The organism is Neorhodopirellula pilleata (genome assembly GCF_007859915.1).
GTDB classification, from domain to species: Bacteria; Planctomycetota; Planctomycetia; order Pirellulales; family Pirellulaceae; genus Rhodopirellula; species Rhodopirellula pilleata.
In genome coordinates this window covers 1,569,839-1,583,780 of record NZ_SJPM01000001.1, presented here as the reverse complement: position 1 = coordinate 1,583,780, position 13,942 = coordinate 1,569,839, and the positions used below count along the sequence as shown (strand labels likewise).

At 54.7% G+C, this 13,942-nt stretch carries 10 protein-coding genes; 2 read left to right on the top strand and 8 right to left on the bottom strand.

The genetic code is table 11. The features are described 5' to 3' along the window. Window positions 1-297: 297 nt before the first annotated feature. Together panB and Pla100_RS05205 are read right to left on the bottom strand one after the other, a co-directional pair. Complete coding sequence (panB, locus tag Pla100_RS05210) at window positions 298-1,107, bottom strand: 3-methyl-2-oxobutanoate hydroxymethyltransferase (RefSeq protein ID WP_146576509.1); 810 nt, start codon at window positions 1,105-1,107, stop codon at window positions 298-300. Between the two features lie 469 nt (window positions 1,108-1,576). Continuing rightward, complete coding sequence (locus tag Pla100_RS05205) at window positions 1,577-2,671, bottom strand: linear amide C-N hydrolase (RefSeq protein WP_231602719.1); 1,095 nt, start codon at window positions 2,669-2,671, stop codon at window positions 1,577-1,579. A 376-nt stretch (window positions 2,672-3,047) separates the two neighbouring features. Between Pla100_RS05205 and Pla100_RS05200 the strand changes: the two genes are divergently transcribed. Then, window positions 3,048-5,696 carry a secretin N-terminal domain-containing protein gene (locus Pla100_RS05200; protein ID WP_146576508.1) on the top strand — a complete coding sequence of 883 codons (2,649 nt, stop codon included), beginning with the start codon at window positions 3,048-3,050 and terminating at the stop codon, window positions 5,694-5,696. A gap of 2 nt (window positions 5,697-5,698) precedes the next feature. Then, the gene (locus tag Pla100_RS05195; RefSeq protein ID WP_231602718.1) at window positions 5,699-7,237 is read left to right on the top strand and encodes a proprotein convertase P-domain-containing protein; all 1,539 of its coding nucleotides are present in this window, start codon (window positions 5,699-5,701) and stop codon (window positions 7,235-7,237) included. A 27-nt stretch (window positions 7,238-7,264) separates the two neighbouring features. Here the strand turns inward: Pla100_RS05195 and Pla100_RS05190 are convergent, their stop codons facing one another. From Pla100_RS05190 to Pla100_RS05165, 6 genes are all read right to left on the bottom strand, one after another. Further along, window positions 7,265-8,383 (bottom strand): quinone-dependent dihydroorotate dehydrogenase, encoded by a 1,119-nt coding sequence (locus Pla100_RS05190; RefSeq protein ID WP_146576507.1) that lies wholly within the window; start codon window positions 8,381-8,383, stop codon window positions 7,265-7,267. Window positions 8,384-8,415: 32 nt separating this feature from the next. Next, window positions 8,416-9,288: an alpha/beta hydrolase family protein gene (locus Pla100_RS05185; RefSeq protein WP_146576506.1), complete on the bottom strand. Its 873-nt coding sequence runs from the start codon at window positions 9,286-9,288 to the stop codon at window positions 8,416-8,418. A gap of 46 nt (window positions 9,289-9,334) precedes the next feature. Then, the gene (locus Pla100_RS05180) at window positions 9,335-9,844 is read right to left on the bottom strand and encodes a hypothetical protein (RefSeq protein ID WP_146576505.1); all 510 of its coding nucleotides are present in this window, start codon (window positions 9,842-9,844) and stop codon (window positions 9,335-9,337) included. 104 nt (window positions 9,845-9,948) lie between these two features. Continuing rightward, window positions 9,949-10,476, bottom strand: coding sequence for a hypothetical protein (locus tag Pla100_RS05175; protein ID WP_146576504.1), 528 nt, complete (start codon window positions 10,474-10,476; stop codon window positions 9,949-9,951). Between the two features lie 523 nt (window positions 10,477-10,999). After that, window positions 11,000-12,367: a DEAD/DEAH box helicase family protein gene (locus Pla100_RS05170; protein ID WP_231602717.1), complete on the bottom strand. Its 1,368-nt coding sequence runs from the start codon at window positions 12,365-12,367 to the stop codon at window positions 11,000-11,002. Between the two features lie 358 nt (window positions 12,368-12,725). Beyond that, window positions 12,726-13,739: a phosphatase PAP2 family protein gene (locus Pla100_RS05165; protein ID WP_146576503.1), complete on the bottom strand. Its 1,014-nt coding sequence runs from the start codon at window positions 13,737-13,739 to the stop codon at window positions 12,726-12,728. Window positions 13,740-13,942: the final 203 nt, after the last annotated feature.

Sequence of the window (13,942 nt, the reverse complement as noted above, 5' to 3'; positions counted from 1 at the left end):
CGCGACTTGAAAGACGAAAGCACCCCGCAAGTTTTTGAAACGAATCAAAAACAGCCTGAAAGCGGTGCGCAAAGACACTAACAAAACAATCTTCAGAAAGGCTCTTGACCATGCTAGAAAAGGCTAACGCCCATCGGCTAATTGTTGTAGTTCGGTAGACGGTTAAATCAACACGCCGGCAAGTGAGTGGAGCCGGGGGGATGTGATCGAATGGAACGAGACCACTCGCTTGCGCGTCGGGCTTGTATGAATGTCGATCGAGTCATTCCAATCGCGGCGATATCGGATAGAGGCGGGTTAAGAAAAACTCTCGGACTTGCTGGGGAAACCACCACTTTTCACTTGAGCCACGTAGTCGGCGGCGGCTTGACCGATCGCCTTGCCGATCTCCGCAAAGTTGCGGGTGAACTTGGGTGTGTAGCCAGTTGTCAGCCCCAAAATATCGTGAGTTACCAGCACCTGCCCCGAAACAGCGGACCCCGCGCCGATCCCGATCGTGGGTACCTTGACCGCGTCGGTGATCGCCGCCGCGACCGACGAGGGCACGCATTCGATCAGAACGGCGAACGCGCCGGCCTGCTCCGCCGCGCGGGCGTCGGCGACCAACCGATCCGTGTCCCGCTGCAACCGATACCCACCATCGACATGAATGTTCTGAGGACGTAGTCCGACATGCGCCATCACCGGGATGCCCGCCGTCACCATCGCGGCGATCCGGTCGGCTTGTTCGGCCCCGCCTTCCAATTTGACGGCGTGGCAGCGAGTGTCCTTGAGCACGCGAACCCCCGCTTCGATGCTGCGTTCGATTCCGATTTGGCCTTCGGGGAACGGCAAGTCCACGACCACCATCGCTCGATCAGTAGCCCGACCGACCATTTCGGCGTGATAGATCATTTGATCCATCGTGACCGGCAACGTTGTGTCGTGACCTTGAACGACCATCCCCATCGAATCACCAACCAACAACACGTCCACACCAGCCTGATCAAGCAACCGCGCCATCGGGTAATCGTACGCCGTCAACATCGTGATCGGGTCGTCGTTGTCGCGCATCTTTTGCAACGTCCGAGTGGTCACGCGTGGAACTACCGAGCCGTTAGAACTCATCAGTGCTGTCTTTCATTGTGATGGGATCGAACACCCGAACGTTTCACCAAACCTACCGACGGGGCTAGCGGCGTGTTGATTTAGTGCACGATTGGGCGTTTTCGTTTAACGGCAAGCCGCAGGCGTCTGCGTTCTCAAGCTCTATCGCCTGCGGCTTGCCGTTAAACGACTAAATCAACAGCCCGCTAGCGGCGTGTTGATTTAGTGAGCCGACGGCGCTAGCCGCGGGCTGTTGATTTAGTCTGCATCGTAACCCGAAGCGTAAGCGAGGGATGACTCAATATCAGTTATCCCTCGCTTACGCTGCGGGTTACGAGAAAATCGCAACTTCAAAATGCGTAAGCGAGGGATGCGTCAATATCAGTTATCCCTCGCTTACGCAGCGGGTTACGAAAAAAGTGCAACTTCAAAACTCACGCATCGGGTTTCGATGAGGACTAAATCAATAGCCCGCTAGCACGAGAATGAACTACGGGGTGGACTTCGACAAGGTGTCCTGGGGCAACGCTTCGAGCGATTCACCGTACTGGACCACCAGCCCTTTGACGGCCGAGCGGAGAAAGCTGGGCGGCACGATGGCGTCGAAGGCCTCGTCGACGATTCGACGATTGTCTTCCGTGCTCAGCGGCCGCAAATGCTCGGCGAGGTTCCCCGAATGAGGCGAGTTGATATCAACGCAGACAACCGGGCAGGCTTTGTCCAGTGACAATTCATCGAGGTCGATCCAACGCCGCTGCTCATTCATTCGAGTATGAAACGTAATCCGTTTTTGGGCCGGCTCATATACCAAACTCCACTGCGTCGTCGTCGGTTGACGGACTCGATGCAACGCATCAAAGGCATAGTCGATCGGAGAGGTGTCCTCATCCAAGTTCGCTGCGTCCCCGACCAAGCGGTTAGCCAAAGTCACTCGTGTTTCGCTATTGCCACGCGGATCGTTCTGCTGAATCGCGCGGCGGGATTCCTTCCACGTCGAATTGGCGAGAACGCAAGCCGAGGCCGGGTCGTGCTGAACGATCGCTTCACCGTCGAGGTACTCGATGATCGCTGCGTCGCCGCTCGGATCGGTGACGAAGTAATGCACCTTCTCGAGCACCTCGATAAACGGTTGCGGTCGGACTTCGTCGAGACTCGCGATGACTTCCTCAACCGTCGCCGCACAATCGAGTTGGTACTGGACCCACTGGATCGCGTTAACCGATGATCGCGGATCAGATCGGTCAGGGAATTGCGTATCCCGGAGTTGTAATAAATCGACCGTGAGGCCTTTCTCATTCATTCCGGCAAACGGAATCTCCCGGCCGAATTGATTCATCGACACACTCCCGTATAGGGATGTCCAACGCAGCGGCTGGTTGGGCGAGATTGCCTGTTTGGAAATGCCACGCGGATTGAAGATCACCAATCCACCGCCGGATACCCAATCATGGTTTCTCGCCACGATCCACTGATCGCCCAACTTCAGACGCATGACCGTGCACGCGAGAGGACTTCCCGAGGATAACAATGCCATCGCCATGATGACCAAAACAATCAAAATGGAGCGAATGTGATTGGCAGGCATCAAGACGATCCTTGAGAAGAGAGTGGCCGGAAGGTGTACTGAGTTCTTTTCTGCTTCCCAAGGAAAAAACTCAACTGCGCAGGGCGGGCTAATTCGATTATGCTATGAAAGCGGTGCCGGTTCGCCGAGCCCAGTGATCTCGGCCCACTTTATGTTCGAATGTCAAACCACCCACCCCTGTGAGGGGGGGGTGTCTCGCTGAAATAATCTTTCACCGATTTCGCTAGACACCTCCTACCGTTCCGTTCGTCCCACCTTCCTCCAGCCGTCAAAAAGGCAATCGCCTGATGACGGTCCCTGCCTCGGATCGACACCAGATTTCTGTTCCCTTGTTTCAATCGGACGGAATCGGGCTGTTCGACCACGATTGAACCTCATGAACATCAATCAAACATTGACGCGAGAAATCGTCATTCGCCTCGTTATCGTCGGACTGATCCTACTCAGCATCAGTTCGACCAAGATCCACGGCCAAGATGCGATCGAGGTAGTTCCCCCGAACGAAGCGGAGCTTGTTGAAGCGGAGCCTGTTGATGCGGCCGATCCGGTTCAAACGGAGCGTGAGGATCAAGCACCCAAAAACACGGATTCGGAAATCCGGTTTTCGTTCAATGCCGCTCCGTGGCGAGAGGTCATCGAATGGGTCGCTTTGCAGGCCGACATGCCTCTTCAGTATGCAGAAATGCCGACGGGGAGTTTTTCCTATCAAGACGATCACGCATTCACGGCCGATCAGGCGATCGATCGGATTAATTTGTTCCTCATCCCTCAGGGTTATTCTTTGGTGCGGTCAGGCAATCTACTTGCGTTGATCAATCTCTCTGACGCGAGAAGTTTAGCTCAACTCGATGCGCTCGCCGAGCTTGTCGACCCCGCTCGGTTGACATCGCTGGATCCCTACCGTGTGGTGAAGTGTTTGTTCAAACTCAGCGAACTCGATGCGGACACGGCCGTTGACGAGTTGTCCGCATTGCAATTGATGACGATGCCCAAGGTATTGCCGAGAACCAATCAGTTGATGATCACGGACACGGTCGCGAAATTGCAGAGCGTCCGAGCGATCCTGAACTCTTTCGAACCGTCAACGATGAGCAACGGAACTGTCGTTAAGAGTTTCAAGTTGCAGCATGTTGATGCCGAAGACGTACTCGTCGTAGCGCGGCCGCACTTGGGATTGGCGACTGACGAAATGATCGGTATCGATGTCAGTCTATCGGCCGACACACAAGGCAAATCCATCTTTGCTACTGGAGTCGAGGACAAAATCAAGTTGATCGAAGGCCTCGTTCAAGCCATCGATCAACCCGATGCGGGTGCCCAAGAAATCCAAAGCGGTTCGATCCTGAAGTCATACTTGGTTGAAGGTGGAAACGTCGAGTTAGTGTACGACGTCCTGCAGACTTTGTTGGCGGGAAAGTCGGTGCGGCTTTCGATCGACGAGGCCGCCGGCAGTATCGTGGCTTTGGCGGACGAAGCGACACAACGTGAAATCGAACTAACGGTTGCCGAACTGAAGGCAAGTGACGCTGCCTTTGAAGTGATCTCGCTGAAGTCGGTCGACGCTTATTACGCAATCGGCTTACTCGAAGAGATGCTCGATTTGGTTCCGTCTCTCGACGATGATGATGACGAACCGGCCCCGAATTTGCCTAAGATCGATGCGGATGCCGCCAATCGAAGGTTGTTCGTGCGAGCCAAGCAGCCACAGATCGATCAGATCAAGGCGATCATCGCCGACCTCGAGGCGTCCCAGCCCAGTTCGGGAGACGAGAATCTTCGCAGAGTGCCGATGTCACCGAGTCAATCGGCGAAAGTTCTCAAAATGGCGATCCCGTTTTGGCAAGGCGCGAATTCCGTTAAGCAACTCCCCTCCGCCACGATTCGTCCAGTCAAAACCGAGCGAATTCCGGCCCAGTACTCGTCCGAAAGAAATACAAAGTCAGAGACCCAACGCCCTGAAGAAAAGCGACGGATGGTTCCACCAAGTGTCGAATCTCGCCTCGACACCACCGATTCACCGATTCGACAGTCTTCTAGCGGTCATTCGTTGGCAAGTGTGCAACGTGCCAGCGAGGACATCGAATCGGTAGATTTAACCCCACCATCGATTCACTTTCAGATCACCGAGCAAGGGCTGCTGCTCCAGTCGCATGACGTCGAAGCCTTGAATCGGTTCGAGGAGCTGATTCGTGTCGTATCCGGGCCCACCAACACGATCCCCGCGGCCCCGATCGTGTTCTATTTGCAATACATTCGCTCCGATGACGCGTTGCGGATGCTTGCCAAGCTTCTCGACGGTGGGGACTCATTGCAGGATATTACCGAAGCATCACTCGTTAACGGATACGTCAGCACGGCCTCTTCGCTGTTGTCGGGAAGTTTTTTGTCCACGTCCAATGGAACGATGACCTTGACGATGGGTGCGACCACGGTCGTCTCGGACACACGGCTGAACCGTCTGATCGCCCAAGGCACGACCGAAGAGATCGACTCGATCGAGGATTATCTCCGCATCATCGACAAGCCCGTTGGCGCGACCGATGTATTGACCTACGGTCGATCCAACGTGATCGAACTGATGAACATTAAGGCCAGCGAAGCGGCCGAAGTAATCCGACAAGCATTCGGGGATCGCGTGGTTTCGAATGACAAGAGTTCCGATACCGGCAATAGTACGGGAAGGTCGGCACCCGACCCCAAGGCTTCCAAAACGAAACCAGATGACGAGAAGAAAGCGGAATCGCCCAAAGTCTCCGAGCCGAAAGATTTGGCACCAAAGATGACCGTTGCCGTTCACGAACCTAGCAACTCGTTGATCGTGACCGCCCCGGATAGTTTGTTGGAGCAAGTCGACTCGTTGATCAAGAAGATCGATTCGCGGGGCGAGCAAGCAATCGAGGTCATCGTGCCAACGAACGTCTTGGCCGTGGAGGCGGCGCTTCAAGGATTGATGATTGAAACGTCGTCGAGCGGTCGATCATCTTCATCTTCCTCACGTGATTCCCGTTCGCGATCGGAACGTTGAGCATGGCACGGCAATTCGGAAAACAATCATTGACCCATTCACAGCCGGCCAGAATCGTCTGCGTCGCCATGGTTTGGGTGACTTGGAATAGCGTGGAACACCGAACCGTGTCTGCTCAAGCCGGACTACGTGAATCGCTCGAACGTTTGGATACGAACGGCAACGGAGAAATCGAGCCGGACGAGATCACGTCGTTGTCGCGTCCTTACCTTGAACGAATCGCCGAAGCGAGGCGAATGTCGTTGGATCGCCCCAATGCGATCGACAAACTTCAAGAAGCCGCCCGACTTTATTTCGCGAAACAAAACGGCGTTGTTCGCGATGAAGTCCGACCCGAACGAGTCGGAAAGCTACGCTCATTTGGTGCCGATCGGGATGAACCAATGATCCCTGAGTTCGGTGTTGGTAAATTGAAATTTCCGTATACCGAGCGCGATCTCGACGAAGCGGAACAGACCCTGCGTCGACACGATCGAAACCGGGATGGTGTGATTGATCGCGCCGAGGCGAGACGTGCGGATTGGTCCTATCGAGATCCGTTTGATGATGACCTCAATCAAGACGATCGACTGACCCGTTTAGAATTGGCACAACGATATGCCAGACGTCGAATCCTTGCCGACGATTCGGGCGAATTAATTCAAAAGGCTCGTCGCACCGGCAACGGAATCGCCCCTTCAACGACCGGCCGCGAGAGCGACGATCAAGGTCGCTCTCGGACCCGTGGTCGAAGCAGTAATTGGCTGTCCTACAGCCTGATGTCACGTTTCGACAAGAACCGTGACGGACGTTTGGATCGAAACGAGTCGGCCAACCTGGGAATGCCCGTCGGCGAGATGGATACCGACCGCGACGGAGAAATCTCGCGGGACGAATTGAGCCGCCATGTCGATGCCATCCAAGAAGCCGCAGGAGGCTACGAACAAGGTATCCCGGGTTGGTTCTATGAACGTGATCTCGACCGCGACAGCCAAGTTTCCATGGCGGAGTTCGCTCCCGAACCGAACGAGGAGTTGATCGCCGAGTTCGATTCTCTCGACGTCAATGCGGACGGGTTATTGACGGCGAACGAACTGGTTAACTCCCAAGCGGTGATGGGAGGGGTCTTCGGCAGCAAGTCAGCGGAGACATTGCCGCCCGGCCGCACCGTTATTTCAGTAATTGAAATTAGCGAAAACTTCTTGATCGCCGATCTCAACGTTCAACTCTCGATCACTCACTCGCATGCGTCGCACCTCGATGCGTACCTCGAGGGTCCCGAGGGCGAACGAATCGAATTATTCACGGACGTCGGCGGCAACGACGACAACTTCGATCAAACCGTTTTTAACGACCAAGCTTCCCTTCCGATCACGAGAGCTCGCCCTCCTTTTGAAGGTGAATTCATCCCCGAGGGTCTCTTGAAGAATCAGCCAGGCTTGAGTTCGTTCAACGGAAAGTCAATCCAGGGAGTCTGGCAATTGATCATCCGCGGAACCCGCAGTGACCGGTTCGGAATCCTTCACGGTTGGAGTCTGCAGGCTCAGCCCTTGGAACAATGAAGCGGACTCGTTGCCTCGTTCGTTGTTTCAATCGTGTTTCGATCCTACGGCCTCGGCAAGATTCCGGAACCCGAACTGACGCATTTTTTCGAGCAACCCTTCGTTCATCCGCCGCGTGACCGACGGCCCGTGGTAGATCAACGCCGTATAGATCTGGACGAGTGATGCACCGAGTTGAATCTTTTCCCACGCATGATCGGCGTTGAATACCCCGCCACCGCCGATGATCGTGTAGCGTTTGCGATTCATACGCGAGTACAGTCTTTCAATACAGCGATTGTGGTGTTGCCGAACAGGTGCACCCGCAACCGCACCGGGCATTCCTGTCGTATCAATGCCGAGATGCAACCAGGCCGGCTTCCCTGGGGCCAGGTTGAACACGAAGCCCTTCACGAAGTCAAATTCATCCACTTCGCAAAGCCAGCGATCATGCTCCTTGGGTGAATCGACCGGTGGCAGTTTTAAAAAGATCGGAACCGTGATCGAACCACTAGCTAGCCGAGACAGTAGCTCGTGAATGTGATTCGGCTGAGCAAAGAAATCCTTTCCATCGTTTGCGTTGGGGCAACTGAGATTGAGCGTGAGGTAGCTCGCGTGCCCTTGAACGAGCGACACACTCGTCGCATAGTCCTCAAAGATTTCATCCGGTGAACTGGGGGCCGCGGTCGGTCCACGATTGGTCGTTACCAAGTTCACTCCGCGAGGAACCTTGGGGATGTTGTGCTTCAGCCGCGAAGCGATTTTGGCGGCTCCATCATTGGGTAAACCGTAGTTGACGATGATCGCTTGGGCGGACGGAACTCGAAAAAGCCTGGGTTTGAGATTGCCAAGAGAACGGCTTGCGGAAACCGAGCCAATCTCAACGAAGCCGAACCCGAGTTGATCGAGCATCCGCAGGGCCAAACCATTCTTGTCCCAACCGGCGGCTAGTCCGATGGGATTGGGAAAAGGAATCCCCGCGACTTCGATCTGCAGTTCGTTTGCCGAAAAATCAAACAGCTTTCCGGCTAGACGCGTCAGGCCTGGAACCGCCCCCGCAACTTGACAGGCTCGCACGGTGCCGTGATGAACGGCTTCGGGATCGAGCCGAAACAACGCCGGTCGGGCGAACGATTCGTAGATGCGACCGAGCCGATCATTTTCCATGGGTAAGCCGCCGAGGTGAGTAAGAACCGAGCTCAGTTAGCCGGTGATTCGCTCAAGTGCTTGACGAACCAATCGACCATGGCGTCGGTCGCATGCCGCGCATCCTCGCCACCGAATCCATGTCCCGCATTCTCGAACTCGATCAATTCACTGGTCACCTTGGCTTGCTCGAATGCGGCGTGGATGTTCCGGCTATGCGAGATCGGCACCAAGTCATCCTTCGCTCCGGCGAGCAGCAACGTCGGCGCGTCATCGGGACTGACGTGGACGATTGGCGAATCAGGGGTGGCCGCTTCGGTCGTAATCTCCAGTGCGGGAAAACGATCGTAGGACGCGAGCCGCTCGGGCGAATCCTTGGCCATGATTCGCAAATCGCTCGGTGCCACGTAGGCTACCACCGCGTTAACGCGATCGCTTACTCGATCGACGGGATCTTTCGAGTCGGCGATTCCGTCATCCGAAGCCGTGCCAAGCATCAGCGATAGATGGCCACCCGCACTCATCCCAAAGACACCGATTCGATTCGGATCGATCTGAAACCGTTCGGCGTTAGCACGAATGAAACGCACGCTGCGCCGGACGTCGGCAACCGCTTCGGAAATCGAAAACTTCGGGCTGCTCCCGTGACGAACGGCAAAGACCGTGAATCCTTGGTCGGTCAACGGCTTGAACCGTACCTGCGTCTGTTCGGGAGGCGACCATTGGGAATACCAACCCCCACTGACCATGAACAGAACTGCGGCACCGTTTGTTTTTTCGTTTGGTGCGAAGACGTCACATGTCATCGCCAGTCCGAGCTTGTGTCCGTACACGACATCTGCGGTGATATCAACGTCCTGGCCACTACAAGGCACCGACACCACGCAAAACAGGAACACGAACCAAAATTTTGAGATCGATGACATCGACGATGTTTCCGAGAGGATTAACGACGGGTTTTAAACGCAATGTTCAAACACAGTGATCATTGGAGTCACCCGGTAGCGTGGATGCAACCGGCAACCGTCGTTGAGCGATTCCGGAATATTGATTCCGTGGCCTACTTGGAAGGAACCATCGCGACGGCACCGGTCTGGCGCATCGAGTCGCTTGGGTGACTAAAGAAACAATACCCTGAAGCTGTTTCTCATCTCGCCCGACAACGGTCTCGATCAACTGGATTTTCAACCGTGTCGCGTCGACGAACGTAATGCGGTAAAAGTGAGCCGTGTGAGGATGGGACGCCGCTTCGCCCTCTGCGATCAGTGGATGGCTCATGCGAAAGTTGAGACAATCCTGCTCAGGTTCAATGTCGGCCTCGCCTTGGAATGGAATCGCATTGAAGTTCGTGTACCAAGTCGCGGTATACTTCTGTTTTATCGGGTCGAAGCCGTATACGGCGTGAGAAATGAGTGCGACTTGAGCAGCGATGTCCGTGGAGAGAAAACAAAAACTGATGAATAAATGCAATACAGTTTTCATTATCAAACCTTTGAATGTTGTGCGAGATGGTAGTGGGATTCATCAGAATTCCCGGCTAAGATTTCATGCGAAATCCACTCCAACAATTGTGTCACGCTCGATGCTCAACCGCCGTGAGGATCGGCAGGGGTTTGCTTTGTCCCGTCAATTTCCGCTGCCCGCCGTTTGATGTGGTTGACGATCTGCGGTTTAATTCGTTCCTCGAACTGTTCAGGCAGATCGTGTGAAAGGCCTGAGTGAGCCATGTGTTCAATTGTTGCTTTGGGTTCTCGGTTTCGCTGGTAGCCCATGAAGTAAAGCGTGTCGACGAGCAGTCCGTCCCAAAACATTCTCGCCGCAGACTCAAAATCAATCGGCACCGGATACGACGCCCAGCCGTGGTTAGAGAACTTCGCCGTCCAGATGTCTGGATACCGCTGTATTTCAACCCAAGCGCCGGAATCGCTGGGACTGTCATATTTCCAGTCAAAACTCTGCGCGCACGCTCCAATCGGCAGACACTCCAGCAAGTTTCGCGTTTCCTCAAGCATGAGTTTCGGATCGATCGCATACCAATGTCGCTGACCACCTGGTGTTGGCCAGTTGCGAGTCTTGCGATGGGTTATTCTCGGATGAGCAAAAAAAGCGTCCATGTCAGAGTTCGGTTCAACATACTCCGGCATTTCTTAACGACCTCCGGTTCAAAAAGTACGAATCGCTTGCAAGTGGTTTGCAAATCGTTTTGATTCGGAAGCATGCTGATCGCTGGACTTTAGGAACCGTTCGGAAATAACTTCGGTATTTGCATCGAGCAAGGGAATCGTAACCCGAAGCGTCAGCGCGTGTTGATCTCATCGTAACCCGAAGCGTGAGCGAGGGATTCATCGCCATTAAGTCCTTTGTATGTATCCCTCGCTGACGCGTCGGGTTACGAAATCAGGAGGGTATTTATGGACAGTTCCTTACTGCTGAGAACGCCATCGACCGCAACACATGACTCCGCGCAAGGAGAAGAAGCAAAAACTCGGCGAGGTAACATTCTTTTCCTGGAATTTGCTGTTATCCAAGTTCCATGCGTATTCTCGCCTGCATCGACGCAAGATTCTCAGTTACTTTCTTCCCCGCTTTGCTTCTGTTCTTGTTAGCGAAGACAATACCAGTCTACCAGGAACCGACTCATGAGCAGCGAATCCCGACAATCGAAACAACTGCAACGCTGCCGACCACGACCATCGCTTTGGCTCGTCCGTCGAGCAGCGGAGCAATGGTGTCGCGGTAATGCTCGACGATGATTTGGACCTTTTGAGCAATGTTGTACGGGTGAAGCTTCACCCAACCCATGATGCCTTTCATCGCGGCCGATCGTTCGACCTCGGTGTCCGACCATTCCTTGCCGCCGCTGGCTAACTTGAATGCCATTTTGTACGAGATGTAATTCTGCAAAACGTCCAGGATAAAACCTTCCTCGATCGCTTGTCGCATCGAGTAGACGTGAAAAGGCTGCGGCAGGTTATCGCCCGACACGGGCTGGTCTGGTTGAGGGCGTCGACCGAACAGTTCAAGCGTTTTGGGTTTCGGCGTGGCGGTGAAGGCGACGTAGGTGATGTTTTTGTCATCGCTGCGCGATCGCATCTGTGCCGCCAGGACATCTTCGCTGCTGATCTCACCGCCGTCATCGAGTTGCTCGCGTTCCTCCGCCGACAGCAGTTCTTTCAGCTTGGTCGCCGCTTCTCCGGTCTGGGAACTGTGGGCTTCGTCCGCGATCACGGCAAATGCTTTGCCTTCGGTGGCGGTCAGTTCACGAACGGCTTTCAATGCGAACGGAAAGGTTTGGATCGTGCAGACGACAATTTTCTTGTCACCCGAGAGTGCGTCGGCCAGTTGCGAACTCTTGCTGCCCTTCTTGCCCTCGATCGTCGCCACGACGCCCTTCTTTCGTTCGAAGGCGGCGAGTTCCTCTTGAAGTTGCCCATCAATGACGTTTCGATCCGAGATCACGATCACCGAGTCAAACACCTTCTTCTCGTTGGCGTCATGCAAGTCGGCTAGAAAGTGAGCCGTCCAGGCGATCGTTTTCGTTTTCCCACTGCCCGCCGAATGCTGGATGAGATATTTCTGACCTGGCCCCTCCTCCAGCACCGCCGCACGGAGCTGAAGCGTTGAATCGAGTTGATGGAAACGCGGGAAGATCACTGACTTGATCTGCTTCTTCTTATCCAGCTCGGTCACCAAGTAGCGTCCAAGAATTTCCAGCCATAAATCGCGGGCGAAGACGCGCTGCCAAAGGTAGGCCGTTTTATGTCCGTCGGGATTGATCGGGTTACCGGCGGCGCCGTTGTCGCCCAAGTTGAACGGAAGGAAGAACGTCTTGGCTCCTTTCAGGTGCGTCGTCATTCGCACTTCGCTGCTACTGACGGCGAAATGAACCAAGGCACCGCTCGGGAATTTTAAGAGCGGTTCGGCGGATTTGCCTTTGGGCTCCGGATCACGATCGAAGCGGTATTGGTCGCCAGCATCGCACGTCTGTCGTTTCGACGCATTCAAGTGTATCGCTTGATCGGATCTCTCCGGTCGGGTAACCGTTTCCCAATCGCTTCAATTTATCAATGGTGCGGGTTAATTTGTCGTGTTGGTCGCAATTTAGGCCATACGGTGGCTACTTCGAGGGCTGCCGATTCCAGATCGGATAAAGCTGAATGATCGTCGTCTGCCGGTTTCAGTAATATCGCCTTGAGCCGGAATTTGGTTGCACCAGTCGTCACTTCATCGCTATCTGGAGTGGAATGCGCTCGAGAGTTGCTGAACGCGAACATCAGCGATCGTTGCTTGGTTTCATCTCTGGAAATTTAGAATTGCAGGAAACGAATGCCATTTCTGACTTCCGTCTCTCCCGCGTGTCTTGTTAGTAGCGGAACTCAAACAGGCCACCCACACCGCCGCTATCGGCCATGTAGGGATAGAACTGTAGGTTGCCACCAGCCATTTCAGTGCGGTCGATCGCGGTGGCGGCGACGTAGGCCATCCACCAGCCGAGTGCGACTTGCGACGGGTAGTGGTCATCGTCGTTGACTCGCGACAAAGGTCCCAGAAGCGACCCGGCGTAGAAGGTGGCTTTGAGCCAACGTCGATCTGTCATCTTGGCCGCATTGATGAACGGCAGCGACGACATGAATGCGTGGCCGCTAACACCGTTGTTGTCTTGAAAGGGAAGCCAACGTGAATCTCGGTCCTTTTCGCCCGGTCGTGAACCGCCGGTCAAACGCTGAGCCAGGATCATTGGCGGCGCACCGACCAAGAACGAACGCAATGAACGCTCGCCCCAGCGTCCTGTGGTTACCAGCGCGGGGGTCTCGTCGAAGAACGCTCCGGCCGCCCACGCGGTCGCGAAGATTGGCAACGTGTAGCGACCGTTGCCGAGTTCTTTGCTGCCGTGCAGTCCCTCGAACCAATCGTCGCTGGTCGCGTTGCGAACACTGCCTTGAAAATGGTCCTGTAGTTGCTGGTCCAACTGCGTGTTGGCAACCGCGGCACCAATCAGAAATCCGCCGGCGAGGAGCTTGAACGAATGAAGGTCGTAGTAGTTGCTGTGATCCGACTTGATGCGTTGCCAAAGCGTGCCGCGATCAACGACGGTTGGACGTCCCGTTGCAATCACTTGGCTTTCAATCAAGTACGGATCATAGATTCCGTCGCAGTTGGCGAGACCAATTGGTTTGGGGCTGATCAACTCGGTATCAAAAGAAGGTGCAGCGACAACGTCTTGCCAAGCACTCGGAAGCGACACCAGCCGCGTCGGCGGATCTGCCATGGTGCTGAACGGATCATCTGCCTGCAACGAATTCGGCGACAGAGATACGATGATCGTGATCGCAACCAACACCGACCAGACTCGTTTGATCCGATGAACCCGAGTCATGAAAAGGAACCTAGCCAATGCACAGTTTGATGAAATTCAAAGCTGGGCGACTTCGGTTCCTACACTTTCGGCCACGATGTCCCAGAATCGTCTAACTACGAATTCCTTAGTCGTCGCCGCAAGCCCATTTGCAGCAATCCAAACCGGGCTTGTTGAAAAACTAATCAATTCGTATCATTCGACCATCAACCCACAAGGACGTG